The following is a 26,259-nucleotide window of genomic DNA, read 5'->3' as shown; positions in this document are numbered from 1 at the left end:
TCCTATTCAACATCCGGATCATAGCGTTCCATATCTTCTTCTGCATTTCTTTCAATATCTATGACTCTTGCAAGCGACAGCAGATTGAAGCTTCCGTCATGATGCCAGCCCGGCTTTGCCCTGTTCATCTCCCCGACCGGGCAGATTCTGCTGATTCCGGCCTCACCGAGTTTGGCGCTTATATCCATTAGTCTATCAGGCAGGACCGCCAGCCCGCATGACTGCATATACTTTTTATAGGGCTGAAGATTGCCTATGCATCCTTCAAGTTCCTGGACAGAAAAAATATGAACAAATCTATTTAAGGGAGATGCTTCAAAACCGCTTCCTTCCTGAAAAACCACTGTCCAGCCTGTATTCATTCCATCTTTATAAACTGCGGTTCTGCTGCCTTTCAGTTTTTCCAGTTCATATTTTCCCCTTGTTCTTTGGATTGACAGGTGCTCTTCTTCTGACAGGACGGACCGGCGCCGCTTTTTTTCGTACCGGGCAAGCTCTGAGCCGAGCAGCTGGGCGAAACGCCGGGGCTCAACCGTCCCTCCTTCTTCTATGTAAACGGATTGCGGAGAGAGACAGCCCTGCTGGTCATAGATGCAAATGTCTTCCGCAAGCCTGCGGGCTGTCCTCGCATACAGATCAGGAGTCAAAGCTTCTTTTCCGATCATGCTGATACTGATTTTATGCCCGTATGCCAGAAGGCGCTTCCCTTCAGGAAGCCTCTTTTTAATGCTATTCACTGTTTTGTCTGATCCATATACAATAACAGCTTGGGCTGATTCAAGAGCCGGCGCTTCCATTTCGGAATTCCCGCCATGCCATGGAAGAACCGCTGCGGCCTCTGCAAGATTTTCATCTATTTCTGCCAGGGATTTCAGAAATAAAACCGGCAGGACGGGCTCAGAAAAAGAAGTTTTTCCAAGGTGTGCAGATTTCATGAGAAACCCCATGATCAGGCTCCATAGCTGGACACCAGGAACATTGCCTGAAAACACATGGAAAATCAGATCTGGCCCATAAGCCCGGCTGAGCCCGCCGGACTTTCTTGGCCGGAATTCATCCAGCATTCCCGGAGAATCAAATTCTTCTTCCAGGAAGCGAAAGAGCTCTTTTTTTCGGAATGTCCTCATATACCTTTTCAGCTCCAGCCGGATCATTTCACTGTCATAGCCGGTGACGGCAGGAAGAAGCTTTTCGGCTAACTTTCTCAGATGAAAATCAGGATTCAGCCATAGCTGGACCGCTGCATCAATTGTGCTGACTATGCTTGAAACCGGCAAATCTTTGAGGTATTGGCTGCGTTTTTCCAGTACAGCTTCAATTGTATGTTTCATTTCTTCGCCGCTGAGTTCGGGATATCTAAGCGAGAAAGTTTCTCCTTCCGCGTTATAAATCTTCTCTTTTACAACAGCTGGCTTGATTGATGACGGCAAATGGAAGATATCGACTGTTTCCGCCATCTTACCGGCCGCCCTTTGAGAGAAGCTGGTCGGCTGCAATGGAGCAGCCTCTTGCCTCAGAACCCTTTACTCTCCCGAGCAGCCTGAATCCATGCTCCGTTTTCATACCAAGATCTTCCGTCAGGACGGCCAGGCAGGAATTCCAGTTCGCCAGGTCATAGTGGGCAAGCACTCCCGTCTCTCCTTCTTTTACCGGTTCAAAAGTGGCTGGGTCCAGCACTCTCGTCTTCAGCCAGACCGGCCCGCTCTTATCGGTTATTGCCTGTTTTCCCGCAAACCTTGAATGAATATTCTGGTCATAGATCTGAGAGCTGAGCTCCGTCATGCCGTACATGTTTATCTGCAGATCCTTTTCTATTCCAAAGAAACGTACATAATGTTCAGCCATTTCTTCCGGGCTTATTTCCTTTGCCTGGCCTTTGAACCCGCCGGTATCAAAAATCCTGCTGCCCTCATGCATTAAAAATGACTGATTATTTTCTTTCAAAAAATCAAAAAAATGAACATAAGCATATGTTGCCCCCATGATCAGTACAGGTTCTCCCCTTTCTGACATCATGCCGAGCGACTCTGCTGCTCTCTGAAAGTCAAGGCCTTCTCCATTGTGAAAGAAGCGGCTGTACTCATTGCCGTAATAAAAGACAGCATTGGTAAGGTAGCGGGAAAGGGAAGAGTTTTTGTTATACTCATCTGATGGTGACAGTACAAAAATGGCCATCTTTTCCCGGTCAGGCAGTACAAAGTTTTTGAAAGGGCCTTTCATGGAGAGATCCCACAAGGATAAATCCGGATGAAAGTTCTTACCCTTAGCATCAGGATTGGTCGTCCCACTGGTCATAAAGACTGCCTCCGCCTCTTCAGCCGGTTCGCAGGTTAGTGTCAGATCTTTAAAACCATGAACCGGCATAGGGGGAATTTCTTCCCATGTGTGCACTGTAAAGGGAGTCTTCCTTTTAGCCTGGCAAAAGTTTTTATAAAATAAGTTATTCTCATACTGATAGCTGAAAAGTTTAAGCGCCAGTCTGCCAAACCTCTCATCAGAATCTTTCCCTGCTTCGATAAAATCTTTAATTTCCGCTATCAAACTGATCGATTCTTTTTTCATCACTTGCCGCTCCTTTCTTAAACAGATTTGGGAGATTGACTAAAGACAGCTGAAGAAAGATGCTAGTGAATGCTCCGATTAAGATGCTGTTCGTCAGGAATGTCCCTGCAATTCCTGACGCATTCACAGCATATGAAGGCAGTGATATGGCCAGCAGCATGGAAAGCCCGACAATCATATAGTTGATTTGAGTAGCTTCCGCCTTTGCCAGAATCGAGATCCCTGTGAACACCAGCGTTGCGGCAGCCGGCAGGAAGATTCCGCCGACAACCGGGGCCGGCGTCAGAGCCAGGAGTTCGCCCGCTTTAGGCACAAGCCCGAGCACCAGGAAGATGACAGCAGCAGCCATGACCGGGTATCTTGAGCCAACCCCGGTCAAACGCAGCAGGCCGACATTCTGCGCATAAGCTGTCGTCGGAAATCCGCCGATCAACGCTGACACAAAAGAGCCCGCCGACTCTCCCGCAAAACCGCCGCGGATCCTTTTGGCTGTCAGCTCCGTTTTCAGCATCGCAGAGGACGCCTGATAAACGCCCATTGCCTCTATTACAGCCACAAGATACGCAATGAAAAAGGTCAGGAAGGCTGCCCATTCAAATGTAAGTCCATACGGAAGCAACTGTGGAAGGCCAAACCATGCACTTTCCTTGATCATGGCAAAATCAGCTTTTCCCAGCGAAAAAGCAAGTGCATCGCCTGCAATCAAAGCAATCAAAAACGAAAAAGACTTCCAAAGGCCTTTTCCGAACAAAGAAAGGCCAAGGACAATCAAAGCTGTTGTTATCGACAGCAGCAGGGTTGATGGACTGGCAAACCCTTCATCACCCGGAGAGCCTCCCAGAAATTCATGCAAAGTGAACCCGGCAAGCGAGATCCCGACTAAGAAAATGACGGTCCCGGAGATGACTGGTGTGAACAGGGCCCTCAAGCGCCCAAGCACCCCGGTTATTGATAAAAGGAACACAATGGCGGCACTCACCAGGATGCCCCCGGTTGCTGCAGCAAGCCCATTCGCCTTGCCGGCTGAAATCATAATTGCATCAAATGCAGCTGACGGTCCCTGAATGATCGGCAGGCGGACCAGCTTTGTCGCCTGTATAAAGGTGACAATACCGGCTGCAATGAAGATGCTGTTCACCATATTAGCCGATAATGCAAATGGCAGTCCGATCATAGCTGCCACAAAGATGGGATCCAGCCAGACATTCGAGACAAAAACGTGCTGGAGCCCATATAAAACGGTTTTTCCCGGCGGAAGCTTTTCTTCCAATCCTATTAATATCTCATCCGTGCTGGATTCTGTTCTTCTTTCGTCCATCTTCATTCTCCTCATCCTTTAAATTGACCTGTTCGAAAATCGGTGTCCGTTTTTTCTTCAGAATGGCCAAAATAATGATTCCCAGTAGGGCTCCGGCAGTCGAACTGAAGATAAAGAGCGGAATAAAGCCGAATAGTGCGGCCTTCTGCCCCATGATCATGGTGGCAAGCGGATATGAAAGGAGCGCACCGATGATGCCGGTGCCAATCACTTCCCCAGTAAAGGCCATCGACAGCTTTTTTGTCCTGCTGTAGAGAAGCGCTGCAAGCAGCGCACCTGCCATGCTCCCTGGAAAAGCAAATACTGAGCCGGTTCCCATTAGATTCCTGAGCAGCGATATACATAACGCCTGTGCCACGGTGTAATAAGGGCCAAGCAATACGGCTGACAGCACATTCAGCAGATGCTGGACCGGGAATACTTTTGTAAAGCCAAGCGGAATATACAGCATGCTGCCTGACAGCGTTCCCACTGCAGCCATCATTGCAGCAGCAGTTAATCTTTGTGTTTTACCCATACAAAAATCCCTCCATGCTAATTTGCACTGAGGGAATGGAGGCGGAGGGGTTAACATGCCGGCTCTTTGCCAGCCGCAGCATAAAATCCAGCACTTCCCTCCGCCGGCATAACCCGGATCAGGTATAAGGGTCAGGGCCGGAAAAGGCCCACTCTCAGCCGGACTCCTCCGGCTCCCCCAGTGCTTTTATGTATTAACTTATCTTGGATATAAGGCTGTTTAGACCTTTAACGGCCTGGCTTAGAGTTTTTAAAATGAAGTGCCGGCCATTTTACCGTTAATTCCTGCTGGTAAAGGAATCTATCAAGAAGGAACTGATATAGGCTTCCAATCAATTTTACGATTACTGCTCTTTTGATCCCCACTAAAAAAGCCCGGTCCCCATATGAAAGAAGGACCAGGCTTTTGCACACATAAAAAAAGTACTGTTGCTCATTCTACTTTCCTACGCTGGCATGATCCAGTTCAGGTCCAAAGGGTTAAAAAACATCGGTTTTCCTCTCAGCCCGCCTGTGCGGACACCCCTAGCAGTCACACAATATCCAATTAAGAATCATCATAACTTTGTTACTGTCAAAAGTAAAGACAATGTTTATTTCTTCCTGCGCCTGATCAAAAAGAAAGCTGCGCCAATAACAGCCGCCGCAATCAGCATATACACCACATTAGAATACATATCCAGATACCCCACTGCCGTTTCCCATGAATCACCAAAGGCCGCTCCAATATTTACAAGGATTGTATTCCAGATCAATGTGCCGATGACTGTAAATAGCAGAAACAGCGGAAAGTTCATTTTTGCCATCCCGGCAGGAATGGAAATCAGGCTTCTTACCAGCGGGATCATCCGGCATATCAGAATTGTCCAATAACCGTAGCGGTCAAACCATCCAAAAGCTTTATCTAAATCAGCCTTTTTCAGGCGGAGTATGCCTCCCCACCTGTCTATCATTCTCTCAAACCTGTTTCGGCTCAGTAAAAGGCCCGCCCCGTATAGCAAAGCAGCGCCCACTGTCGAGCCAAGGGTAGCCGCTGCAATCGTTCCAATAACAGTAATATTTGTTTGTGCCGTCATGAAGCCGCCAAATGTCAATATAATTTCAGACGGGATAGGGGGAAAAATGTTCTCAAGCGCAATCAGCAGGAAAATTCCTGCATATCCGAATTGTTCAATCACATCTTTAATCCAGTTCTCCATAATACCTCCCAAGACGAAAAAGCATATCAGTTAATTAACGTTAAATTCTGATTCCATCCCTTCAGGAAAAGGAGATTTCCTATAAGTTCAGGCCATTCAGATGAAATTAGAATAACTCATCCTGAAAAATAATCAAACAATAACTTGCACAAGACCAAAAACAAGAACATTCGTTCTTGAAGTGCATATGTTTTATGGAGACTCTTAATGAGGAGGATGTCCATGAAAGCTATCCCTGATGCTTTTGCCTGCATGGCACGTTATCTTATGGAGGATGATGAAGCATCTGCAGAATTGTGGAATAAAGTACTCCTTGCTGCTAAAAAAAACGGGTTGGGAAATGACGAGGAAGCTATATTGCCTGCTGCTGTAGAATCATTAAGGGTACTGATGAGGAAAATGAAATCATCCCAGCCTGCAAAAAGTCCTGCCGCTTATTTTTACGTTGTCATAGATCGCAAGCTAAAGCTGCTGAAGGTACATTTTTAATTTTGTTAAGAACTTACCTGAGCCGAAAAAAGATCCGCCAGTGATTAGGGGCGGATCTTCTCTTTTATGCGTAATTAAAATTGGGATGGAGGCGGTGTCTGTCCAGACGGCATTGTTCCATGAATATAAATCGGGCCTGGCGCCAAAATTGGTATCTGCCCCATCGGCTCCGGGTTTTCAATATATTCGAACTGCCCCTGTCCATCCATGCTCGGCCCTTTTGCCCATCGGCCTTCTGCACTGTCTGTCCCTTTTGAGCAGTTCATGAAGGAATAAGATACTTCCTGCTTTTCCTGCTGGCGGTTGAATGTGCCTGGCACAACCTTGCCGTCCCGTGCTTCAAGCTCTGAGATTGCTGCGAGCCATTGGTTTTGGTGCATAGTGTCACGGGCAATCAGGAAAGACAGCATGTCTCTGACCCCGCGGTCTTCTGTCATTTCATAAAGACGGACCGCCTGAAGGCGTCCTTGTGATTCGGCATTAAGGTTCGCGCGGAAGTCAGCCAGCAGATTCCCGCTTGCCACTGTATAGCGGGCTGTCCAAGGATATCCCATGCTGTCGTCCGGCTTCGCACCAAGACCGGAAACAATCGCGTGCTGCACGTTCATTCCGCCCATTGCAGCCCTGATGATTGGATCCTGTGCTGCTTCTTCCTGTTCTTTAACAGGCGCTTTATCAAGCAGCTGCGCAATCATTGTAGAAAGCATTTCGACATGTGCAATTTCCTCAGTTCCGATATCGAGCAGCATATCGCGGTACTTTTGGTCAGCCCGGCAATTCCATCCCTGGAAAAGGTATTGGATCATAACGCTGATTTCACCGAATTGCCCGCCAAGGATTTCCTGCAGCTTTCTCGCATAGACCGCATCCGGTTTTTCAGGCTTTGCATTGTATTGAAGTTCTTTTACATGGTAAAACATGCTGGTCACCTCTCTTGTCTTTTAGTATCAAGGATAGCTTTACCAATTGGCCGGGAAACATGCTTGCATTTTGACAAATCATACTCTGACATTCATTAAATTGGTACAGGAACAAATGAAATTTCCTGACATAAAGTATGAAGCGGCCTATATACATGGCAAGAAAAGTGAAAACGGAGGTGCCCGTCATGAATAACCGACTGCCTGTCCCTCATTTGTATGCACCTGTATTGAATTTAATTGACACCGAAAAAGCATTGAAAAATGTGAAAGACTGCTTCGAGAAAGAGCTCTCTGAAAGGCTGAACCTTACAAAGGTTTCAGCGCCGCTGCTTCTTGAAAGCAGGACCGGCATCAATGATAATCTTAATGGGGTCGAGAGGATGGCCACAATTGAGGCCAAAGACCTCGCGGAAACTTTAGAAGTTGTCCAGTCACTGGCAAAGTGGAAAAGAATGGCCCTTGCCCGGTACGGTTTTTCAGAAGGAGAAGGCTTGTATACCGACATGCGGGCAATCAGAAAGGACGAAGAGCTCGATCAGCTGCATTCCATTTATGTAGACCAATGGGATTGGGAAAAGGTCATCCCGAAAAATAAAAGAAACAAGCAGACACTTAAGGCTGAAGTAGTTTCCATTTATGAAAGCATAAAGGAAACAGAAAAAAAGCTTTTCTATTCCTGCTCGCATTTGGTGCCAGTTTTGCCAGAACAAATATGCTTTATTACGTCACAGCAACTAGAAGACATGTTTCCCGATCTCCCTGCAAAACAGCGTGAAGACAGGATAGCAGAAAAGCTTGGTGCCGTCTTCATCATGAATATCGGCGGCTCTCTGCTTTCAGGCAGCAAGCATGACAGCCGTTCCCCGGATTATGATGATTGGAGCCTGAATGGCGATCTGATCTTCTGGTACGCACCGCTGAACAGAAGCATTGAAATTTCATCCATGGGAATACGGGTTGATGAAAAATCACTCAGAAGCCAGCTCAAGGAGTGCGGAAATGAGGAAAGACTTGAGCTTCCTTTCCACAAGGCACTCTTGGACGGCAAGCTTCCTTTCACAATCGGCGGAGGAATTGGCCAGTCAAGATTATGCATGTTCCTGCTAAAAAAAGCCCATATAGGCGAAGTTCAGGCATCCGTCTGGAACAGCAGGATCAGGAAAGAATGCCAGGATGCCAATATCCCTCTTTTATAAACGGTGACAGGCACCTATACCAGTCAGCCAACTGGTATAGGTGCCTGTCACTACTGCTATTTCAGCTTCAAACAATAAACCGGCTCTGGATGATGCCCTTCCTCTACCTCTCCGGTTGGGACGAAGCCGGCTTTTTCGTACATTTTTATCGCTTTGTCATTGTTATGGATCACAGTGATATAAATTTCACTGCACTCCATGGACTCTGCCATCTCCTCAATGACGGCCTTCAGGACGGGACCGCTGTATCCTTGGCCCTGATACTGATGGCCGATCATTAAACTGACCAATTCATACCACTCTGTTTCCTTCCTGAATCCATATGAAGCAAACCCGATCAAATTGCTGCCATCGTAAATAGCTCTTGGCGTATACCCAAACACCTGGCAGGCGCCAAGGAAAAAGGCATTCGATCCGACCCACCTTTCATAAATCTGGATTCGTGTTTCCTGCACTTCATCTGATTTAAGATTGATTACATCAAAGAAGTTTTCTTCCGTTACTTCCGCAAGTCTGATATCCATCATATCCCCCATTGGCAACAGTCACCATGTTGTTAATTTACCTCTCCAAGCGTCTTATAAAGCTCCAATGATTCTTTAAGAAAAATCTTACAAAAGCCTGTCTTTTCGTAAATCCGTTCCGCCCATGCATCAAGCTCTTCAAGCGGAGGGTCATATACCAGCCCATTTTCTGTGCTGAGAAAACTTTTCCAATCATAAAACTCCCAATGGGCCGTTTCACCTGTTATGGGAACGCGGCATTCCAAGAGCGGTATAGGGTGTATTTGGCGGCTTGAATGCCCCGCAGCTATCCAAAATTCATCCCTGTCGACCGGCTCCAGATGATACGTCTGCATTGACTGCTTCCCGCCCGGCCTATGATAGGTGAATTCTGCTGCATTGCCGCTGCTTTTAATCTCAATGCCTGCCGCCGGAAAACACCCTTTTTGCGGAACTGTCGTGTCTCTATCAATCAGTACCGGCTGCAGCCACTGGTCGCCAAGGTCGCATAAAAAGCGGCTGCCTTTATCATCCTCGGCTACAACGGCGGCATGCGCCTTTTTCGTATGCAAGCTACTGCCGACAGGATAGGCCCTGATTCCTTCTTTATCAAACTCATCAAGCAGCCACAGGGCAAGATCAAAGCAGTTTCCAGTGATCCCAAACTCCTCACGGTGCTCTTTCATCTGAGAAACTTCCCTTTGCCCTATCCCTTTATGGTGCAGCCATAGTTTTGTAAGCGTCTCCATCGGAAAGCTGTCGAATCTTTTCCATACTGACAAAATGCTTTCAGGTGCTTTCATCATGCCACTCTCCCCTAATTGTCCGTTTGCTTATTTCGACAATCAATGAAGGATTTCCTTTTACATTCAAAATAAAAAAACCGGCTATTGGCCAGTTTCACTAAAACCGTCGTTTTCTTCTTCATCCATCCCCATATTTTCTTCTTCCCCATCTTCCTGCAGAAGTTTCCCTATCCATTCGGGAATCTCTTCTCCTCCGTTCTTGTGAAACACTTCGGTTACATCCTTCTCTTCCAGCCGGGACATGATATCATGAATATCATTATGGTCTCCCAATACATTGCCGAATCCCTGATTATGTTTCTTCAGGCTGGTAAAGCCTGATGGAAAGCTGTTTCCGAAGTTGACGCATGAGGCATCCTCGATGGATCCTATGTGAATGCTGTTGATTTTAAACAAAGGAGAAAAATATCTCATCACAGTTCCTCCGTTCCCGTGGTGCTTTCCAGAGCATATGGAGTCTCTTTTCCGTTGACAAGGATACGAATGCGGGCATCATCGCTGTTTTTTTCTGCTGTTTTAGTCCCTCTTGCATTTCCTTTTTTCCCGGTCTGCGGCTTCTGTTTGTTTGCTGGTGTGTAAAAGCTGTTTCCGAGATTCATCATCCCGCTCAGGCTTTTAACATCAATCCTGTCGAGAAAATAAGAAAGCTGATCCAGCTGGAAACTCTCTATATTCACTTCATTTATCTCCAAGTGGATGTTATGCCCGCTGGACTTTTCTTTTTCAAGCTCTTTCAAACGGCCCTCCATATCAGCAAGGCGGCCATTCAATTTTCCCAGTATGGTAATCAGAGCTTTGTCATCCAATTGCATAAGAGTTCATCCTTTTTAGTGTCACATCTTCTGCTTTTGAAGGCATATGGTATAAGAGGCATAAAAACCGGGAGGGGCACGGATGAAAAAAATGATTGGACCAGCAAAAATCCATTTTGACGATATTTTCATCGGACAAATCACTGACAGCTCTGGCGTATTCATGGGCAGAAACAGACAGAAGAATTGGTCCTCCGATATGAATGGCACCTCAGGCTTTGGCTCTATAGCGGGAGATCTCAATAAGATTTCGGGAAATCTCCACCTTGTCCAGCCAGAAGGCCAAAAGGGAAAAGAAAGCTATAAATAGGCTAAGAACCCTCTTTGCTTCGTGCCACCCGTGTATAATTCCGGCTGATTTTATTCCATTTTCCCGCCACTTTGCCAAATCCTTCTGAGATTTTACCGGTATGCTGCCAGTATACTGGTGTATTCTGTCCATAAAATATCCCGGAACTGTTTTGGATCTGATTCACTTTTATCGTTTTAAATCTGATATTGGCCAACATCCCACCTCATCTTCAAAGCCGCCTTTTTCATATTCTTATTTTGCCGGCAAGGAAAATATGACCTTCATCCTGTAAAGCTTTTTCAGGAAAAATAAAAAGCCATAGGAAATGGCTTAAAGATCCTGACTGTCATGTTCTTGCCCTTGTTCTTCCTCACCTTCAATCCGGTAAAAGAAGGCATCCATAAAATCGCTGTCATCAACAATATTGACATTATAGGCTGAGACGTTCTGGCTTCCAGTCACCAACCCGAAGCCTGTATTATCCTTCCTGTTCACCTGCCATCCGGATTGTGTATTGTCTCCCGTAAAGATGCCGGAATTGGCCGCCATGGAGGTTATATTAATGTTATTGAATTTTATTGAGATATTCTGTAAAGCTGACTTCATCATTATATCTGGGAGACAGGCTGAGGATTGATGTTTTCCGGCTGGGCAATCGGCGTATCTGCAACATCCGGATCATTGACAAAACTGAAGTTGCCAAGAGAGGCAGCGTTGATATATACCCCGTTTCCAGTATTCAATTTCCCTTGAGCGTTCCAGTCCGGCTGGCTGTTCTGCCCCGTGGAAATGATGGAATTGGATGACATGCTAATAACATTAACCTGATTAAAAATAACCGAAACAGGCAATTCCATCCCTCCTTTCTGCTTGTAATGCCACTATATGCATGATTAGATCGGTTTGTGTGCCACGGGCACTCAGGCTTTTACAGAAGCTTCACCACGAATATTCGATTCTGCATCCAAATGATGTTATAATGGATGAAACGGCTCATAAGGGAAGGATGACCAATTTGATAACTTCTTACGAGAAAATTACCATTTCCGGAAACAAGTATGCCGAGGTCTTCCTGAATATAACAGAAGACAAACGATTCATTATATCCATCCCTTCCATCAGCTGGTCAGCTGAAATCAGCCAGCTGGATGAATTGAAAGAACAATTTAATCATCTCCAGTCGTCACTGAATTTTCATATGTTTGAAGGGAACACAGAAGAGCTTGCTGCCGCCATTATTAAAGAAGCAGAAAAACATATCTGATTCTCTTTTTCAAACCGCCTGGCAGAGTGACTCTGTTAGGTGTATAAACATCATAAAGCCCCTCGATCCTACCCTACATTCTCTTTTTTTGCTAAAAAACCCATAAAGAAAGCACGGAAGAGGATATCCGTGCTTTTTCATATTCCATTTTTTATCTGCTACGATTGCTAAAGAATAAAGCCCGGAACATAGCCCGGGCTTTACGCTATTTAATTTTCCTGATGCTCAACCTTGACACGCTTAATAAAGAATGAAGCAATCAATCCCAAGATGGCCACACAAATGGCAAATATAAAAGCATCCTGGATGCCTGCTGTCAATGATAGCGGCAGCAGAGAAGAATCCTGCGGGTTTGCAGCTTCTTCCATATAGCTCTTTTGGCCCGCTGTCATGATGGAAATCGCGACAGCCGTCCCAATCGCACCGGCTACCTGCTGAAGTGTATTCATGATAGCCGTTCCGTCTGGATAAAGTTCTGGCGGCAGTTCATTGAGGCCATTTGTCTGAGCCGGCATGAATACCATCGCAATACCAACCATCATGAAGATATGCAGCATTACAATATATCCGGCTGACGTATCATTTGTAATTCCGGAGAACGCAAACATGACGATTGTGACAATCACAAGACCGCCGCGGACCAGCCATGTGGGACCATATTTATCGAACAAGCGTCCCATTACAGGGGACAGGATTCCATTGACCACTCCTCCGGGCAGCAAAACCAGCCCAGCCGCAAATGTAGTCAGCAGAAGTGAATTCTGCAAGTAGAGAGGAAGCATGATCATTGAAGATAATATGACCATCATTGCGATCAGCACCATCAGCAGGCCTAAATTGAACATAGGGTATGAAAAGGTGCGAAGATTGATCATAGGCTGCTTCATCTTTGTCTGGCGGATACAGAAGAGAATCAAACCGACTACTCCAAGCACAAGAGCAAGGATAACTTTCGGGCTCCCCCATCCGCCTTCTCCTTCACCGGCACTGCTGAATCCGAATACGATTCCACCGAAACCGATCGTTGATAAAAGGATGGACAGCAGATCGATCTTTGGCTTGGTAGGGCTGGAAACATTCTGCATATAAAATAGTCCAAAAATAAGAGCAAGAACAAAGAACGGCAATGAGATCCAGAAAATCCAATGCCATGTCAGATTCTGCAGAATCAATCCTGATATCGTCGGTCCGATTGCAGGAGCGAACATAATGACCAGACCGATGATCCCCATCGCCCCTCCCCGCTTATGCGGTGGTATGATGACAAGAATTGTATTGAACATAAGCGGCAGCAGAAGCGCTGTTCCGATTGCCTGGATGACACGAGCGAGCATCAGGATGCTGAACACAGGCGCAATTGCTGCAATGAATGTTCCAATGATTGAGAATACAAGCGATACTGCAAATAGCTGCCTCGTCGTAAACCATTGCAGGAGCAATCCTGAAATCGGCACCAATATCCCAAGGGTCAATAAATACCCTGTTGTCAGCCATTGAACGGTAGCTGCATCCGTTTCAAAAATCACAATTAGATCCCTGATTGCCATATTCAGGGCGGTTTCACTGAACAGGCCGATAAATCCTGCTATCAGGAAAGAAATAATAATAGGAACCGCTTTGATATCCTTTAATGCATTCGGCGCGGCTGCGCCTTGGTTAGTACTTTGCACAATGATTCTCCTCTCAACTTCTGCGCTGCTTTACTGGACTCTGAATACATATGTAAAATGTTCAGCTATATTCCGCAGCGGCTTGCCATTTCCATAGGTGTTAGAAAGCATGACCGCCCCTTCAATCATAGAGCTCACAAGCAGGGCCAGCTCCTTCGACCTCTCCTCAGAAAATCCGGAAAGCAGCAGTTTTTCTTTGTACAGCGATTGCCATTCCTTGTAAGTTTCCTGACAGGCCTGCCGGATTGGCTCACTCGTCAGAGCCGTTTCCGAAGCAATCAGTCCGATGTGCAGGCCGCTATTTTCATGGCTCAGGGGCACATCAAAGTATGAAGCAATTTTTTCGGCATGATAGCGGAAGGCTGCTGCCGCATCTTCAGAAGATGCCAGCTCTTTCTTTATCATCGTTTTTATTTCATTTCCAACATGCTTAACAGCTTCCACTGCAATCTCCTCTTTGCCGCCTGGAAAATGATAATAAATTGACCCTTTGGGAGCCCCGCTTACCTCTATAATTTGATTCAATCCGGTGCCATTATACCCCTGGCACTTGAATAGATTCGATGCCGCACACAAAATTGACTCTCGTGTCTTTCGCTTACCCTCCAAATTCATTCTCCTTTCGGAAAAATTATAACAACCGGTCTAGATAAATTTATGGGAATTCATGAGGAAAGTCAACAAAACAAAACTGAAAAAGCACATTTTTTTGAATGTGCTCTGTTATATATGAGTTGGCCTGTTAAGTTTTTTCCTATCCTTTAATCCTGCAGACAGCAGATAGAACGCTACCAGCAGGAGAACATAAGCTGCAAGAGGGAAGATAATGATCCACTGGGAGTGGTAAAGGAAAGAACGCGACTGTCCGATAAGGCCTGACCACTCATTGGTTATTGATAAATAAATGGTAGGAAAATACTGCTTTTCCGTTCCGCCCAGGAATAAATTAAAGATTCCCAGCTGTCCGATGATGTGCAGAACCTGGATGCATTCATTTACAAAAATCGCCGAGAAATCAGCCCGCAATGATGGAATGATATGCTTGCGAGAAAGATGCGAACTATTGCCTCCAAGCGTCCTTGCTGCCTCCACATAAGCCATTTTTTTAAGCTCAAGCGTCTTATTGAAAATAACATTGTAAACCCCATTAATGCCAAGTATGGTCAATAGGGCCCCTTGTATAAGGGTAAGCTGAAGCGGTGAAAGCTTGGGTTCAATATTGATGCCGAGCATGATGAAATAGATGAAGATAAATATAGGGATCCCGCTGAACAAGGAAATGTTGTTAAGTACCCCTTTTTTTGTCCGGATCCCCTGAAAGATTCCTAACGCTGCTCCAATCACCAGCCGCAGAAGGGCCACACCCAACACAGTAAAAATAGTATATTTAGCACCATGCAGCAGGAGGGTCAAGATGTCATAACCCCATTTATCCGTCCCAAAAGGATGCTGCGCAGAAGGCGGAAAAGGCGAACTTACTAATTTCCTGTTACCTTCTTCATCTATGATATGGTCGATCTTTTTTGATTCGTTTACACCATAGGGTGCAATCTCAGGCCCGGCTAGTGCGGCCAGCAGGAAGAAGGCAAGCATCAATAAACCTGCGGCTAGTGGAAGATTCCTCCTTTTTTTCATCTCTGCAGCCCCCTTTCAATCAGCCATAATAATAGCTTTAAAGTATATAAAGAAACGAGATATAGTAAAAGAAGGCTTAACAAGCTAAAGATAACCAGATTATATTGATACCCAAATTGAATCTGCTGGACAAACAACAGCGCTGTGATTCCCCTTGTGTTATATAAGTATTCAATAATGAAAAGATTCCCAAGCATGATGCTTAAAATCTTGTGAAGATCTGCTTTCAAGAAAGGAAGCACATTTAGGAATACATGAAAGAGATAGATACTCCCCTTTCGTAAGCCCTTAGCTTTCGCAGCCAGTATGTAATCTTCTCCTTTAACTTCATGGCTCCGCTCTGACAAGGAGCGAAGCAGATAAAACAAGGGAATGATAACAAGAGTAAATATAGGCAGAAATATAGCCGGCTCACTCATGGAAGAAGAAGCCACCTTTACTGTCTTTATTCCGGTTTCTTTGTGCACAAATACCGTCAGCAGCTGCAAAAGCAGAACAAGAATAAAATCAGGGAGCATTCCAGTGAAACCGAGAACCGCATTCAGCAACCTGCCTCCTTTTTCCCATAAAAACACACCAAATAAAACGGACAGAATGACAGCAATCACCGCACTTACAGTCAGATAGAGAAAGGAAGACAGCCAATATGGGATCAAATCCTCAAGGAGCGGCCTTTCCCGCTCTCCCTGCAAATATAGCCAGGATTCCCCTGACTTCAGCCCTTGAATAAAATCCCTGATTTCGTCAATCATCGGGATGATACTGAATACCACCTTCGCATCTCCATTATGGAACCCGAGAGGAAGCACTGCCAGAATTATAATGAGCACCACACTCGTCAGGCTACGAAAAATAGTCGCCATAAGTACTCCTTCCTATGTATAAAGTCGGTTTCTATTATATATCAAGGGAGGATGCGGCAGGAGGAAATTTAGGAAGGTTAAAAGATTAAGCGGGTACATAGGGAATCAGGGCTGCAGTGCACTGAGGAACAATATTTTTGCTTGATATGCTGAAGCGATTGCCTTATGTAATTCACTTGAAGCACTAATTGTTTTTTCGTAGTCTGAGTGACTCATGTCTGCTTCTTGAGTTACTCTGTTCAGCTTTCACCCCCATCAGAGTAACTCATCTTCCCCTTGAGGCACTCTGTGCTGCTTTCACCACCTTCAGACTGACTCATATTCTCCACTTGAGGCACTCTGACCTGCTTTATCCCCATCAGAGTGACTCATATCCTCTTCTTGAGTCACTCTGTTCGGCTTTCTCCACCACCAGGGTGACTCATATCTTCCTCTTGAGTCACTCTGTGCGGCTTTCACCACCTCCAGAGTGACTCATATCCTCCACTTGAGGCACTCTGCTCTGTTCTCTCTCCATCAGAGTGACTCATATCTTCCTCTTGAAGTGCCCTGCCAGGCTTTCCCCACCATCAAAGTGACTCATATTTCCCTCCAGAGGCACTCTGCCACGTTTCCCCCACCATCAGAGTGTCTCAAATGTTAACAACCTATATTTCCCGAAGCTCCTCTGCCCGCTTCCGCATCTCTTCGTAAGTCTCCCCGTTCCGAAAATCCTCAAGCTCCAGGCCCAGACTTTCTACCGCATAGTAAAGGTGCTCCAGCCAGTCATGATCCCTGCATCTGATTGCTTCTTCGCATTCCCTTTCAATATAGGGAGAACTGATTTCTTTTCCTAAGTCCCTGAAAACCTCAATTGAGTCGAGGGCACCAGGCCAGTTCCTGTCCTGCAGGAGACCTCCAGCCGCTGCAGCGCGTTTTCATTTCTTGGATAGCCTATTTTCCTTATGACTGCTACTCCATTTTCCCAGCAGGCTTTGCCATACTTTGGGATAATCATGCGGACTTTGTCTGCGGGGAGCTGTAATAAGATATCAGCCGCTTCTTTTTGAGTTTCTTCAGGAAGATGCCAGTTCAAATTGTAAACATGATAGATGATTTCCTCATCCTCCATATGGATAAATCCGCTCATAAATATCACCTCGTTACCTATTTTACCAGAAAAAGGCTGCGGAATTTCCGCAGCCCTTTAGTATCTAATGCTTCTTCTTCCCTTTTCCTTTCAGGTCAACTCCAATCGCTGCTCCGCTTCTGCTGGAGTCGGCCACTCCCTTGAATATTCCCTGTTTGTGATCAATCAGGATGCTTTGGACATTGCCTATCGTTTCTGGTTTCTCGCCGAATCGATGGCCCATTTCCTTCAGCCTCTGCAGGGCAGAAACTGGCACCCCTTCTTCAAACCGGTAGGACGATGGGTTATTCGTATAGATCCTCGGTTCTTCAACTGCAGCTTTCAGTTCCATATCGTACTCTATTGCATGGATGATCGTTTGCAGGACAGAGGTTATGATGGTCGGTCCTCCCGGTGATCCGACTGTCAGTACCGGCTTGTCATTTTCAAAGACGATCGTGGGAGTCATGCTGCTGAGCGGGCGCTTATTAGGCTGGACCTCATTTGCCCCTCCAGGCACAGCATCAAAATCAGTCAGTTCGTTATTCAGCATCACTCCAAAGCCCGGCACCATGATGCCTGTACCAAAAACCTGCTCAATTGTTGTTGTATAGGAAACCACATTCCCCCACCGGTCTGCTACCGTAAAATGGGTGGTTTCCCCATATTGTCTGTCTGCAGGCTGAGCTGCTGCACTGTAATCAGGTTTCCCGCTTTCATACTTCCATGGGTCCCCAGCTTCAGGCTTTGTATTCATTTCATCAAGCGATATTAACTGCTGCCGTTCTTTAATATAGTCCTTATCCAGAAGTCCTTTAACTGGAACCTCAACGAATTCCGGGTCCCCCGCATAAGCTGCCCGGTCTGCATAGGCAAGATGCATGGCTTCTGACATGAGGTGATATTTTTCCCAGGAGCGGACTGGATATTGGGAAAGGTCGAAGTCGTCCAGTATTTTGAGCATTTGCAGGAGGAAGACACCGCCTGAGCTTGGCGGAGGCATGCTGGCAATCTGATAGCCTTGATATTCCCCCCACACAGGCTTGTCTATTGCTGCTTCATATTTTTCTAAATCGTCCTTCACCATTGATCCGCCGAAATCCTGGACAGTCTTGGCAAGGGCATCCCCAATCGGCCCTTCGTAAAGCGCCTCGCTTCCATCTTTCCTAATTAGCTTAAACGCTTTGGCTAGATCTTTCTGGACCAGGATGTCGCCTTCTTCCAGCGGCTCGCCTCCTGGGAGAAACACTTCAGCAGCTGCTGACCGGGACAGCTTTTCTTTATTATCTTCTATTGCCGCTGCCAGTACCGGATCGATTGGAAAACCTTTATCAGCCAGTTTAATAGAAGGCTGGATCAATTTCTTCATAGGGATGGTTCCCCACATATCCAGTGCTTTTTCAAGGCCTTTCAAGGTTCCCGGTACACCGACTGCTGTTCCGCCCGAAGATCGTTCTGCAAAGGGAATCGGCTTTCCCTTTCCATCGAGGAACATATCCGGCTCTGCTCCGGCCGGGGCACGCTCACGGCTATTGATGATCGTTGTTTCTTTCGTTTTTCCATCATACACCATCATGAATCCGCCGCCTCCGATGCCTGACATCATCGGCTCAGTTACATTGAGGGCAAACTGAATTGCCACAGCAGCGTCAACGGCGTTTCCGCCTTTCTTCAATACATTAGCCCCAATTTCTGAAGCAAGCGGATGGGCTGTGGCGACCATGCCATCCTCACCTACAGCAACTTCGCCATATTTTTCATAAGGGTCCTGTTTATGCTTTGCATCTGCAGCAGCAAGAGGAGCGAATACCAATATAAAACTCGACAAATACACAAATAAAACACTGGCGGCTTTTTTCATCTTATCCCTCCTATTGTTGGTTCATTTCTAACTTAAAAGAAGGAAGGCTGGATTGGCAAATTTGCGGCTGAATATTTAGAATTTTAAATATTTTTACCCATACAAATTCTATGTAAGTTGGGCCTAATGGCATTGAAAAATCCGAAGTTGCTAATATATCCCAATACTTGCTAATAAAATGTAAAACTTGCTAATATATCCGAAAAGCTGCTAATAAAATCACTTTCTTGCTAATAAAACGAAAAACTTGCTAATAAACCACACGCCGCATTCCGCCACGTTCCCTACATACGAAAAAAAGAGCCCACTCAGGCTCTTTCATCAAGAAATAAACAAAAACAGCTGTCTTTGCCCATCGGCATCCAGCCTATCTGTAAGGTCAATCCACTTCATTCTGGTTCTCCGTTCTTCAACCAGCTTGTTAATCTCCCGCTCGATCATTTGCATCCTTTGATAGGTTTCCGTCACTCCCAGGCTGAACTTTTCTGCCGCCTGTTTATGCGGGGAGTGCTTGACCAGGAGGCTCATGAACTGGTCGGAGGTTTCGGACTGCTGTGCAAGACGGTCCTCTATGTTTGTGACATATTGGTAGAGATCCCGGTCTTCATGGGGCAGCCCCGAGACAATCTCTCTTATGATTATATCGACGAGTCTTTCATTCATGCTAAACACCCCGCCATGTAAGATTTGTTCCTTTAGTTTATCATATTACCAGCTTGCTTTTTTGACTCCGGGGATTTGCCCTTTATGAGAATATTCACGGAAAGCGATCCGGGACATTTTAAATTTGCGCAGGTATCCGCGAGGACGGCCTGTCACCTCACAGCGATTCTTCAATCGGGTTGGGGATGAATCGCGCGGCAGCCTTCTCAGTGCCTCATAATCGCCCTTCTCCTTCAGTTCCCTGCGGATCTCAGCATATTTAGCGACCATCTCCTGCCGCTTTCTCTCTTTTGCTACTTTTGATTTTTTAGCCATTTTAACGAATACCTCCATGAATTAATACGTAACAATTACGATTTAAACAAGATAAAATAAAGATAGAACAGCGAGATCAGAAAAGGATAAATCGTAACCATTACTATCTATAACAAAACATATCGTACCATGAATCAGCCTTTCGTGTAAACCCGCCTGCTCGAAAACAAAAAGAAGCTGCCAAAAGACAGCTCCCTCCTCACTATGCAGCATGTGATCCTTTAGACGAACCAGACTTCTTTTTTCTCCTGAAAAGCGGCACAATCATAACAAGAACAGCTATGATCATGAGCGTCAGGCCGATTGGGCGATCCAGCAGGATAGCCAGACTGCCGTCTGAGATAGTCAGTGTCTGCCTCAGTGCCTGCTCCATCATTCCGCCCAGGATAAAGGCAAGGATAAAAGGTGCCGCCGGGAAAGAGAAAATTCTCATAAGAAATCCAATGATGCCGAAGATCAGAAGCAGGTACAAATCAAACGTGTTGAAGCTCAAGGCATATACGCCTACCATACTGAAAGTTATAACGAGTGAAATCAGCATCGGCCTCGGAATTGTGAGCACCTTAGCTATATACGGCACAAGGGGCAGATTCAAAATCAAAAGAAACACATTGCCGATATACATGCTCGCAATAATGCCCCAGAATACATCCGGGTGATCCTGAACCAGCAGGGGTCCCGGCTGGATGCCCAGCACCAGGAAGGCCCCCAGCAGGACTGCAGTTGTCCCGGATCCCGGAATACCGAGGCTCAAAAGAGGGACGAAAGCTCCTCCGGTTGCTGCATTATTGGCTGTTTCCGGAGCAGCCAGTCCCCTGATGGAGCCTTTCCCGAATTCTTCCGGCTTTTTCGCAAGCTTTTTTTCTGTAATATAGCCGATGAAAGAAGCGATAGTCGCCCCTGCTCCAGGAAGGACCCCGAGGATGAAACCCAGTACCGATTGGCGGGCCATCGGTCCCTTCATCTCCTGGAAGTCTTCCCTGGTAATTTTCAGGCTGCCGATGTTCTCATTTTCCGATGAAGAAGTATTCTTCCTATTAAATATCAATGTACAAACCTCTGCCAGGGCAAAAAGCCCAAGAGCGAGGATAAGGAAATCGATGCCTTCCAGCAGATAGGCGTTGTCAAAGGTGAAACGGGCTGTGCCTGTCTGCCCGTCGATTCCGATAGTCACGACAATGACGCCGAGAGTGGCCGAGATAAAAGCCTTTAGTGTGGATCCTTCTGACAAGCTGGAAATGGCCGTCAGTCCCAAAAGCATCAAAGCGAAGTATTCGACGGGGCCAAATGAAACGGCAACCGACGAAAGAAGCGGGGAAAACAGCATCAATAGAACAACGCTGACTGTCCCGCCAAAGAACGATGCAATGGCGGCAATGGCCAGCGCCTTGCCCGCCTTCCCCTGCTGGGCCATCGGATAGCCATCAAATGCGGTAGCAACCGTCCCCGATACTCCCGGTGCATTCAGCAGGATCGAAGAGGACGATCCGCCGAAGATCGCTCCATAATAGACTCCTGCCATCATCATCAGCGCAATGGCTGGGTCCATATTATAGGTGACCGGGATCATGATGGCAATCGCACTGATTGGGCCAAGGCCCGGCATCATGCCGATGAATGTACCGATGAAAACACCGAGGAATACAAATAAGATCCCCTGCAGGCTCAGTGCAACCTGAAACCCTGATAATAATCCTTCAAACGAACCCATAAGATCCCTCCTTTAAAATGGCAGAATGCCTGCCGGCAGTGAGATTTGCAGCAGATAATTGAACATCATGTAAATGGACAGCGAGAAGACGACCGAAACGATTGCGTTTGTCCATTTTTTCTTATAGCCCAAATACCAGGTTGTGATAAATATGAAAAGAGCCGTCATGACTACAAAGCCGACCATTTCAAAAAAGAAGATATAAACCAATATAAACGCGCAGACAGTAAGCAATGTCCTTGCTTCGCCTTCCGGTATCTTCCGCTTTTTCTTTTCTTCTTCCGTCTCCGCCTTCCTGGAAAAAAACAGCAGGACAGACAGCAGGAGAAGCAGAAAGCCCAGAGATTTTGGCACAAAGTCTGCATCAATTGCCGCATACGGATACTCAGGCAGCCTGAAGCTCAAAATAAGGTAAAACAGTCCAAATCCTATTAATACAAGGCCAATTTTTCGATTGATTGGCTTGAGCATGTATGATTCCCCCTTTATCTGATCAGCTTCAGCTCATCAAGCAGTTTATACAATTCATCGTTTTCCTTCTTTAGAAACTCCTTGTATTCGCCGCTGTCCATATAGAGCTCATTCCAGCCATATTTCTCGCGGATCTTTTTCCACTCCGGCGAATCATTCAGCTCTTTTAGCCTTTCTTCGTAATACTGAATTTGCTTTTCATCCATATTAGGAGGCCCAAAGAAGCCCCTCCAGTTCACAAAGGTTTCATTGATGCCCTGCTCAATGGCTGTCGGGAAATCCTCGAGTGTATCGCCCTTCAATCTTTCCGGAGAAGTTACTCCCAGCACTTTTATCTTTCCGGCACGCACCTGCTCGATTGTTTCAGAAGTACCGGCAGAATAAACGTCAACACTTCCGTTGAGGAGCTGTGTCAGTGCTCCGCCATCCTGGTCTGAAACATATTTGATTTTAGTCACATCCACACCGGCGGCTTTGGCAATCTTGATAAATTGGATATGATCCATGCTTCCTGGAGATGAAACGCCAACCACCGAGATTTTGGAAGGATCTTTTTTCATATCATCAAACAAATCATTCAGATCATCCCATTTTGCATCAGCCCTGACAGCAAAGGCTGCATAGTCGGCAATCAGATTGGACAGCGGGGTAAAGTCGTCTACTCCGTATTTTGACTGCCCATTAAGTGGTACAAGAATAATAGGCGGAGACGAGACAAATATATTATGAGGGTTGCCTTCCTTTTTCATCATATACGCCCAGCCGACGGCTCCCCCTCCGCCCGGTTTATTGATGACAGGCATCCTTTGATCAATAAGCCCGTCCTTTTCTAGCGTCTGGGCAACCATGCGGGCTGTGGTATCCCAGCCTCCGCCGGCTCCAGCCGTAGCCACCACTTCGATCGGCTTGCTTGGCATCCATTTGCCATCCTTATAAATGCCTGCAGCTTCCTTGCTCGAGCAGGCTGACATCATCACCATGCAGAGCAGCAGTGCTGCTGCCAGAATCATTTTTTTCATCAAACTTTTGCTCCTTTCCACGAGTGAAAACGTTTTCTTTTTTGTTATTGTAAAAAAATCAGAAAAGTTTGTATCTATTAAACAAGTATTGAGCGTTAAGAACTTTGCGAGCTTTTTGTTCATTTTGTTCACGGGGTTGAGAACACAAAAAAGCTGCACCCTCATCAGCTAACATGGGGTGCAGCTATTATAAACTATAGACTATAATCGATAATATTTTCTCTCGGGCCTTCCGACAATTCCATATTCCAGCTCAGCTTTTGCTTCATCGGAGGCTACCAGGTATTCCAGGTATCTGCGGGCAGTCGTCCTTGAAGCGCCCATTTCCTTTCCAAGTTCTTCTGCATTAACGCCTTGCTTCATACCGTCCAGAATTTCTTTCACTTTTTTTAAAGTGAGTGAATCGATTCCTTTAGGCATCTTTTCGGAAGCTATTACTGCCGCTGAACTGCTGCTTAAATAATGATCGATTGCTTCTTGCGTCAGTTCACTTTCCCGGCATTCGAGTAAATCTCTTTTTTTGTTCACTTTGCGGATTGCTTCCGTGAAACGTTCAAAGGTTACCGGCTTGATCATATAATCGATCACTCCGTATCTCAAGGACTCCTCTACCATCTGTTTTTCATTGGATGCGGTAATCATGATCACTTCAAGATTGGGAAAGCATTGTCTTATTTTAGGCAGAAGGCTGCTTCCAAGCTCGTCCGGCATATAGATATCCATAATCAGCAGATCTGCTTCCTTTTCCTCGAGCAGTTCCAGTGCTTCTGCAGCATTCAATGCTTTTCCAATACACTCGATGCCGTATAATTTTTCTATGAATTGTTCATGGATGGCAGCCACCCGGTAATCATCTTCTGCTATAATCGCTTTGATCATTCTTTCTCATCCTCTTATATTTTTGGCAGGAAAACAGTGAAAATCGTCCCCGCCTCTCCAGTCTTCATTTCAATCGTTCCATCCAGTTCCCCGACTGCCTGGCTGACGAGAGCAAGCCCATATCCCCTGCCGTCCTTTTCTTTTGTCGAGAAGCCTTTTTCAAAAATCCGCTGCTCATCCTCAGGCAAGATTCCACCTCCATTATCTTCCACTTCAAAGACAATGTCATTACCGATATCTGTAGCAAAAAAAGAAAGACGCCTGTCCGCCATCCCTTCTGTCGCTTCTATGGCATTATCAATCAGATTGCCGATGATCGTAATCAAATGGGTAACCGTCATTCTTTCCGGCAGCGGTTCAACCGCCGAGCTGTCATCAATCGTAAAGCTTACCTTCTTTTCAGAGGCTTTCGCCAATTTTCCCAGCAGGACTGCCTGCAGGCTGCTGTCCCTGATCTGCTCGAACAGAATGTGATTTTGCTGATCATGGGCACCTGATTCCTCCTGAATCATACGGACCGCTTCCTCATACTGACCCAGCTGCATCATGCCGGACAGCACATATAATTTATTTGTAAATTCATGCGTCTGGGCGCGAAGGTCCTCAGAATATTGCCTCACTTCTGATAAAGTATTAAGCATCTCATTAATTTCGGTTTTGTCCCTGAAGCTGGCGACCGCCCCAATAACCTCATCGTTCTCAACGATAGGCGTCCGGTTCACAACGACTGGTTTTTCCTCGAGGAGTACTTCCACATCTTTTTCGGGCACACCTGTTTCCAAAACCTTATTCATGCCCGTCCCCTTGATAACATCAGCGATTCTCTTATTTACTCCGTCTTCATCTAGAGCGAGAATCCGCCGGGCAGATGGATTCATCATCGTGATGACACCATAACGATTCACAGCAATGATCCCTTCTTTCACCGAATCAAGGATTGCACTCCTTTCATGGTATAAGGAGGCAATTTCATGCGGCTCCAGACCCATCATATCTTTCCGGATATCTCTAGCAAGCAGTGTCCCTCCTGCTACTCCAAGGAGAATGGCTCCAAAAGAGATGAGCCCGATTTTCTTCAGCCTGCTTAAAGCCTCCTCCTCGATATCATCCATCAGGAAACCTACTGATACTATGCCTGCAATATCCCCATTGTCATCCACTATTGGCGCCTTCCCTCTAATTGAAGGTCCAAGCGTCCCAGTAGCTTTTGACACATATGCTTCTCCCTGTTCGAGGGCCCGCTCATTATCTTCACCAACCATCCGCCCGCCAATCTTTCCGGCATCCGGATGTGAATAGCGAATGCTGTCCGCATTTCCTATAACGATAAATTCAGCATCAATATCCTCCCTGATTCTCTCTGCCAGCGGCTGGATTTTTTCTGAGGGATTATCCTCTCCAAAAGCGTCCCTTACCCCAGGCATATGAGAAACCGCCAGCGCCACATAAAGGGCCTGCTTGCCCATACTTTCCTCTGTCTGTTCAAATTCTACATAAGCGTATAGCCCGGACAAAAGCACAATGACTCCCGCTATTAGCCATACAATCAATACGATAATCTTCGTGCGCATCGTAACCGCTTTCTTTTTTCTCATAAGCTGGCACCCCGAACTGTTTGTCTTCTATTATAATAGTCAATTTCAAATAGAGTGTCATATGTATTGGTGAAAACTGGACTCGCTTTATTTCGAGATTATCAAAATACTGTAATCTTCTTTTTTCAACCCGCAGCCGGTAAGGGTATAATTTGACTGCTTTTTCCCTTTTTCTATATCAACAGACTTGCATTCTCTTTCTTCAATCATTCCCGCTCCAAAACCATCTCTTCGTGTATCAAGAATAGAATGAATGACTTGCCCATCATATTCAAGATCATGAAGGATCGGGGCGCCTTCTTCTGTATAACTTACCACCCTGATGGTATCTTTACGCCCTTGCTGTACATGGACGATAAAGGAATTAAACCGGTCCAGGTTCTGGATTTCTCCGTGCATGGAGACAATATCATCTTCTGAAGGCTTGTAGTCTGGGAGTTTAGGTGCAGGTTCCTCCTGGGTTTGGCAGGCCAGGAGGATGAGAGAAACCAATATGTAAAGGGGGAAGAGTTTTTTCAAAAAGCAGCCCTCCAAATATATATTATCTCAGATTATACCATTTGAAAGCTTGTCTATTAAATGAAAAAAG

The 26,259-nt window shown here is 46.0% G+C and carries 31 protein-coding genes and 2 riboswitches; of the genes, 4 read left to right on the top strand and 27 right to left on the bottom strand.

The window, feature by feature from the left end:
• Positions 1-2 precede the first annotated feature (2 nt).
• The 5 genes from ABU165_RS13630 to ABU165_RS13610 form a co-directional block, all read right to left on the bottom strand.
• Positions 3-1,496: an acyl-CoA reductase gene (locus tag ABU165_RS13630; RefSeq protein WP_318060341.1), complete on the bottom strand. Its 1,494-nt coding sequence runs from the start codon at positions 1,494-1,496 to the stop codon at positions 3-5.
• Positions 1,459-2,562 carry a LuxE/PaaK family acyltransferase gene (locus ABU165_RS13625; RefSeq protein WP_009793283.1) on the bottom strand — a complete coding sequence of 368 codons (1,104 nt, stop codon included), beginning with the start codon at positions 2,560-2,562 and terminating at the stop codon, positions 1,459-1,461. The genes ABU165_RS13630 and ABU165_RS13625 overlap by 38 nt, the downstream gene beginning before the upstream one ends.
• Positions 2,525-3,880 carry a solute carrier family 23 protein gene (locus ABU165_RS13620; RefSeq protein ID WP_318060342.1) on the bottom strand — a complete coding sequence of 452 codons (1,356 nt, stop codon included), beginning with the start codon at positions 3,878-3,880 and terminating at the stop codon, positions 2,525-2,527. The genes ABU165_RS13625 and ABU165_RS13620 overlap by 38 nt, the downstream gene beginning before the upstream one ends.
• On the bottom strand, positions 3,846-4,397 hold the full coding sequence (gene thiW / locus ABU165_RS13615; protein WP_009793281.1) for an energy coupling factor transporter S component ThiW: 552 nt from the start codon (positions 4,395-4,397) through the stop codon (positions 3,846-3,848). Before thiW ends, ABU165_RS13620 begins: the two co-directional genes overlap by 35 nt.
• 78 nt (positions 4,398-4,475) lie before the next feature.
• Positions 4,476-4,586, bottom strand: a riboswitch (TPP riboswitch).
• Positions 4,587-4,822: 236 nt separating this feature from the next.
• A riboswitch (TPP riboswitch) is annotated at positions 4,823-4,933 on the bottom strand.
• Between the two features lie 56 nt (positions 4,934-4,989).
• The gene (locus tag ABU165_RS13610) at positions 4,990-5,595 is read right to left on the bottom strand and encodes a DedA family protein (RefSeq protein WP_009793279.1); all 606 of its coding nucleotides are present in this window, start codon (positions 5,593-5,595) and stop codon (positions 4,990-4,992) included.
• Positions 5,596-5,817: 222 nt separating this feature from the next.
• On the opposite strand from ABU165_RS13610, the gene ABU165_RS13605 reads away from it, so the two are divergent.
• The gene (locus ABU165_RS13605) at positions 5,818-6,084 is read left to right on the top strand and encodes a hypothetical protein (RefSeq protein WP_022544003.1); all 267 of its coding nucleotides are present in this window, start codon (positions 5,818-5,820) and stop codon (positions 6,082-6,084) included.
• A gap of 74 nt (positions 6,085-6,158) precedes the next feature.
• Here ABU165_RS13605 and ABU165_RS13600 read toward each other — a convergent pair whose 3' ends face one another.
• Positions 6,159-7,004: a manganese catalase gene (locus tag ABU165_RS13600; protein WP_094767729.1), complete on the bottom strand. Its 846-nt coding sequence runs from the start codon at positions 7,002-7,004 to the stop codon at positions 6,159-6,161.
• A 215-nt stretch (positions 7,005-7,219) separates the two neighbouring features.
• On the opposite strand from ABU165_RS13600, the gene asnA reads away from it, so the two are divergent.
• The gene (gene asnA / locus ABU165_RS13595) at positions 7,220-8,203 is read left to right on the top strand and encodes an aspartate--ammonia ligase (protein ID WP_318060412.1); all 984 of its coding nucleotides are present in this window, start codon (positions 7,220-7,222) and stop codon (positions 8,201-8,203) included.
• Between the two features lie 56 nt (positions 8,204-8,259).
• On the opposite strand, the gene ABU165_RS13590 is transcribed toward asnA, so the two are convergent.
• From ABU165_RS13590 to ABU165_RS13575, 4 genes are all read right to left on the bottom strand, one after another.
• A complete protein-coding gene (locus ABU165_RS13590; protein ID WP_353762669.1) occupies positions 8,260-8,727 on the bottom strand; it encodes a GNAT family N-acetyltransferase in 468 nt (155 codons plus the stop codon).
• Positions 8,728-8,759: 32 nt separating this feature from the next.
• Complete coding sequence (locus ABU165_RS13585; protein ID WP_318060413.1) at positions 8,760-9,509, bottom strand: hypothetical protein; 750 nt, start codon at positions 9,507-9,509, stop codon at positions 8,760-8,762.
• Positions 9,510-9,593: 84 nt separating this feature from the next.
• Positions 9,594-9,926: a hypothetical protein gene (locus ABU165_RS13580; RefSeq protein ID WP_009793272.1), complete on the bottom strand. Its 333-nt coding sequence runs from the start codon at positions 9,924-9,926 to the stop codon at positions 9,594-9,596.
• Positions 9,926-10,324, bottom strand: a complete 399-nt coding sequence (locus ABU165_RS13575) for a hypothetical protein (protein ID WP_009793271.1) — start codon at positions 10,322-10,324, stop codon at positions 9,926-9,928. The genes ABU165_RS13580 and ABU165_RS13575 overlap by 1 nt, the downstream gene beginning before the upstream one ends.
• 82 nt (positions 10,325-10,406) lie before the next feature.
• On the opposite strand from ABU165_RS13575, the gene ABU165_RS13570 reads away from it, so the two are divergent.
• The gene (locus tag ABU165_RS13570; RefSeq protein ID WP_318060344.1) at positions 10,407-10,634 is read left to right on the top strand and encodes a hypothetical protein; all 228 of its coding nucleotides are present in this window, start codon (positions 10,407-10,409) and stop codon (positions 10,632-10,634) included.
• 1 nt (position 10,635) lies between these two features.
• On the opposite strand, the gene ABU165_RS13565 is transcribed toward ABU165_RS13570, so the two are convergent.
• From ABU165_RS13565 to ABU165_RS13555, 3 genes are all read right to left on the bottom strand, one after another.
• Positions 10,636-10,833, bottom strand: a complete 198-nt coding sequence (locus tag ABU165_RS13565; RefSeq protein WP_318060345.1) for a hypothetical protein — start codon at positions 10,831-10,833, stop codon at positions 10,636-10,638.
• A gap of 113 nt (positions 10,834-10,946) precedes the next feature.
• The gene (locus ABU165_RS13560; RefSeq protein ID WP_353762668.1) at positions 10,947-11,222 is read right to left on the bottom strand and encodes a hypothetical protein; all 276 of its coding nucleotides are present in this window, start codon (positions 11,220-11,222) and stop codon (positions 10,947-10,949) included.
• Positions 11,223-11,224: 2 nt separating this feature from the next.
• Positions 11,225-11,473 carry a hypothetical protein gene (locus tag ABU165_RS13555; protein ID WP_009793267.1) on the bottom strand — a complete coding sequence of 83 codons (249 nt, stop codon included), beginning with the start codon at positions 11,471-11,473 and terminating at the stop codon, positions 11,225-11,227.
• Between the two features lie 158 nt (positions 11,474-11,631).
• Here ABU165_RS13555 and ABU165_RS13550 point away from each other — a divergent pair, with 158 nt between their 5' ends.
• Positions 11,632-11,880, top strand: coding sequence for a YueH family protein (locus tag ABU165_RS13550; RefSeq protein ID WP_101548457.1), 249 nt, complete (start codon positions 11,632-11,634; stop codon positions 11,878-11,880).
• Between the two features lie 209 nt (positions 11,881-12,089).
• Here the strand turns inward: ABU165_RS13550 and ABU165_RS13545 are convergent, their stop codons facing one another.
• The 14 genes from ABU165_RS13545 to ABU165_RS13480 form a co-directional block, all read right to left on the bottom strand.
• Positions 12,090-13,550: a DHA2 family efflux MFS transporter permease subunit gene (locus ABU165_RS13545; protein ID WP_396349976.1), complete on the bottom strand. Its 1,461-nt coding sequence runs from the start codon at positions 13,548-13,550 to the stop codon at positions 12,090-12,092.
• Positions 13,551-13,580: 30 nt separating this feature from the next.
• Positions 13,581-14,159: a TetR/AcrR family transcriptional regulator gene (locus ABU165_RS13540; RefSeq protein ID WP_224950674.1), complete on the bottom strand. Its 579-nt coding sequence runs from the start codon at positions 14,157-14,159 to the stop codon at positions 13,581-13,583.
• Between the two features lie 114 nt (positions 14,160-14,273).
• Positions 14,274-15,185, bottom strand: coding sequence for an ABC transporter permease (locus ABU165_RS13535; protein ID WP_009793263.1), 912 nt, complete (start codon positions 15,183-15,185; stop codon positions 14,274-14,276).
• Positions 15,182-16,048 (bottom strand): ABC transporter permease subunit, encoded by an 867-nt coding sequence (locus ABU165_RS13530; protein ID WP_022544008.1) that lies wholly within the window; start codon positions 16,046-16,048, stop codon positions 15,182-15,184. Before ABU165_RS13530 ends, ABU165_RS13535 begins: the two co-directional genes overlap by 4 nt.
• 832 nt (positions 16,049-16,880) lie before the next feature.
• On the bottom strand, positions 16,881-17,177 hold the full coding sequence (locus tag ABU165_RS13525) for a hypothetical protein (protein ID WP_248138751.1): 297 nt from the start codon (positions 17,175-17,177) through the stop codon (positions 16,881-16,883).
• Positions 17,178-17,241: 64 nt separating this feature from the next.
• Positions 17,242-19,017: a gamma-glutamyltransferase gene (gene ggt / locus ABU165_RS13520; protein ID WP_094767736.1), complete on the bottom strand. Its 1,776-nt coding sequence runs from the start codon at positions 19,015-19,017 to the stop codon at positions 17,242-17,244.
• A 321-nt stretch (positions 19,018-19,338) separates the two neighbouring features.
• Positions 19,339-19,680, bottom strand: a complete 342-nt coding sequence (locus ABU165_RS13515; RefSeq protein WP_148949287.1) for a hypothetical protein — start codon at positions 19,678-19,680, stop codon at positions 19,339-19,341.
• Between the two features lie 45 nt (positions 19,681-19,725).
• Positions 19,726-19,995 (bottom strand): 30S ribosomal protein S14, encoded by a 270-nt coding sequence (gene rpsN / locus ABU165_RS13510; protein ID WP_148949286.1) that lies wholly within the window; start codon positions 19,993-19,995, stop codon positions 19,726-19,728.
• A gap of 202 nt (positions 19,996-20,197) precedes the next feature.
• Entirely contained in the window at positions 20,198-21,706 is a 1,509-nt protein-coding gene (locus ABU165_RS13505; protein WP_318060346.1) for a tripartite tricarboxylate transporter permease, read from the bottom strand.
• A 12-nt stretch (positions 21,707-21,718) separates the two neighbouring features.
• Positions 21,719-22,177 carry a tripartite tricarboxylate transporter TctB family protein gene (locus tag ABU165_RS13500; RefSeq protein WP_318060347.1) on the bottom strand — a complete coding sequence of 153 codons (459 nt, stop codon included), beginning with the start codon at positions 22,175-22,177 and terminating at the stop codon, positions 21,719-21,721.
• 14 nt (positions 22,178-22,191) lie between these two features.
• A complete protein-coding gene (locus tag ABU165_RS13495) occupies positions 22,192-23,196 on the bottom strand; it encodes a tripartite tricarboxylate transporter substrate binding protein (protein ID WP_129612614.1) in 1,005 nt (334 codons plus the stop codon).
• 201 nt (positions 23,197-23,397) lie between these two features.
• Positions 23,398-24,075, bottom strand: a complete 678-nt coding sequence (locus tag ABU165_RS13490) for a response regulator (RefSeq protein ID WP_094767739.1) — start codon at positions 24,073-24,075, stop codon at positions 23,398-23,400.
• Between the two features lie 14 nt (positions 24,076-24,089).
• On the bottom strand, positions 24,090-25,670 hold the full coding sequence (locus tag ABU165_RS13485; RefSeq protein ID WP_318060348.1) for an ATP-binding protein: 1,581 nt from the start codon (positions 25,668-25,670) through the stop codon (positions 24,090-24,092).
• Between the two features lie 87 nt (positions 25,671-25,757).
• Positions 25,758-26,189 carry a DUF4362 domain-containing protein gene (locus ABU165_RS13480; protein ID WP_318060349.1) on the bottom strand — a complete coding sequence of 144 codons (432 nt, stop codon included), beginning with the start codon at positions 26,187-26,189 and terminating at the stop codon, positions 25,758-25,760.
• Positions 26,190-26,259: the final 70 nt, after the last annotated feature.

The sequence above is a fragment of the Cytobacillus sp. T106 genome (genome assembly GCF_040492155.1).
GTDB lineage: Bacteria > Bacillota > Bacilli > Bacillales > Cytobacillaceae > Bacillus_AB > Bacillus_AB infantis.
Note: the sequence above shows the minus strand (reverse complement) of the source record. Positions and strands in the feature narration are given on the sequence as shown.

Bases quoted from the DNA above. Each gene is read 5' to 3' on its own strand.
- ABU165_RS13625 (WP_009793283.1), bottom strand. From the start codon at position 2,562: ATGAAAAAAGAATCGATCAGTTTGATAGCGGAAATTAAAGATTTTATC.
- ABU165_RS13620 (WP_318060342.1), bottom strand. From the start codon at position 3,880: ATGGACGAAAGAAGAACAGAATCCAGCACGGATGAGATATTAATAGGA.
- thiW (WP_009793281.1), bottom strand. From the start codon at position 4,397: ATGGGTAAAACACAAAGATTAACTGCTGCTGCAATGATGGCTGCAGTG.
- ABU165_RS13610 (WP_009793279.1), bottom strand. From the start codon at position 5,595: ATGGAGAACTGGATTAAAGATGTGATTGAACAATTCGGATATGCAGGA.
- ABU165_RS13605 (WP_022544003.1), top strand. From the start codon at position 5,818: ATGAAAGCTATCCCTGATGCTTTTGCCTGCATGGCACGTTATCTTATG.
- ABU165_RS13600 (WP_094767729.1), bottom strand. From the start codon at position 7,004: ATGTTTTACCATGTAAAAGAACTTCAATACAATGCAAAGCCTGAAAAA.
- ABU165_RS13590 (WP_353762669.1), bottom strand. From the start codon at position 8,727: ATGGATATCAGACTTGCGGAAGTAACGGAAGAAAACTTCTTTGATGTA.
- ABU165_RS13585 (WP_318060413.1), bottom strand. From the start codon at position 9,509: ATGAAAGCACCTGAAAGCATTTTGTCAGTATGGAAAAGATTCGACAGC.
- ABU165_RS13580 (WP_009793272.1), bottom strand. From the start codon at position 9,926: ATGAGATATTTTTCTCCTTTGTTTAAAATCAACAGCATTCACATAGGA.
- ABU165_RS13575 (WP_009793271.1), bottom strand. From the start codon at position 10,324: ATGCAATTGGATGACAAAGCTCTGATTACCATACTGGGAAAATTGAAT.
- ABU165_RS13570 (WP_318060344.1), top strand. From the start codon at position 10,407: ATGAAAAAAATGATTGGACCAGCAAAAATCCATTTTGACGATATTTTC.
- ABU165_RS13565 (WP_318060345.1), bottom strand. From the start codon at position 10,833: ATGTTGGCCAATATCAGATTTAAAACGATAAAAGTGAATCAGATCCAA.
- ABU165_RS13560 (WP_353762668.1), bottom strand. From the start codon at position 11,222: ATGAAGTCAGCTTTACAGAATATCTCAATAAAATTCAATAACATTAAT.
- ABU165_RS13555 (WP_009793267.1), bottom strand. From the start codon at position 11,473: ATGGAATTGCCTGTTTCGGTTATTTTTAATCAGGTTAATGTTATTAGC.
- ABU165_RS13535 (WP_009793263.1), bottom strand. From the start codon at position 15,185: ATGAAAAAAAGGAGGAATCTTCCACTAGCCGCAGGTTTATTGATGCTT.
- ABU165_RS13530 (WP_022544008.1), bottom strand. From the start codon at position 16,048: ATGGCGACTATTTTTCGTAGCCTGACGAGTGTGGTGCTCATTATAATT.
- ABU165_RS13525 (WP_248138751.1), bottom strand. From the start codon at position 17,177: ATGAGCGGATTTATCCATATGGAGGATGAGGAAATCATCTATCATGTT.
- ggt (WP_094767736.1), bottom strand. From the start codon at position 19,017: ATGAAAAAAGCCGCCAGTGTTTTATTTGTGTATTTGTCGAGTTTTATA.
- ABU165_RS13515 (WP_148949287.1), bottom strand. From the start codon at position 19,680: ATGAATGAAAGACTCGTCGATATAATCATAAGAGAGATTGTCTCGGGG.
- rpsN (WP_148949286.1), bottom strand. From the start codon at position 19,995: ATGGCTAAAAAATCAAAAGTAGCAAAAGAGAGAAAGCGGCAGGAGATG.
- ABU165_RS13505 (WP_318060346.1), bottom strand. From the start codon at position 21,706: ATGGGTTCGTTTGAAGGATTATTATCAGGGTTTCAGGTTGCACTGAGC.
- ABU165_RS13500 (WP_318060347.1), bottom strand. From the start codon at position 22,177: ATGCTCAAGCCAATCAATCGAAAAATTGGCCTTGTATTAATAGGATTT.
- ABU165_RS13495 (WP_129612614.1), bottom strand. From the start codon at position 23,196: ATGAAAAAAATGATTCTGGCAGCAGCACTGCTGCTCTGCATGGTGATG.
- ABU165_RS13490 (WP_094767739.1), bottom strand. From the start codon at position 24,075: ATGATCAAAGCGATTATAGCAGAAGATGATTACCGGGTGGCTGCCATC.
- ABU165_RS13485 (WP_318060348.1), bottom strand. From the start codon at position 25,670: ATGAGAAAAAAGAAAGCGGTTACGATGCGCACGAAGATTATCGTATTG.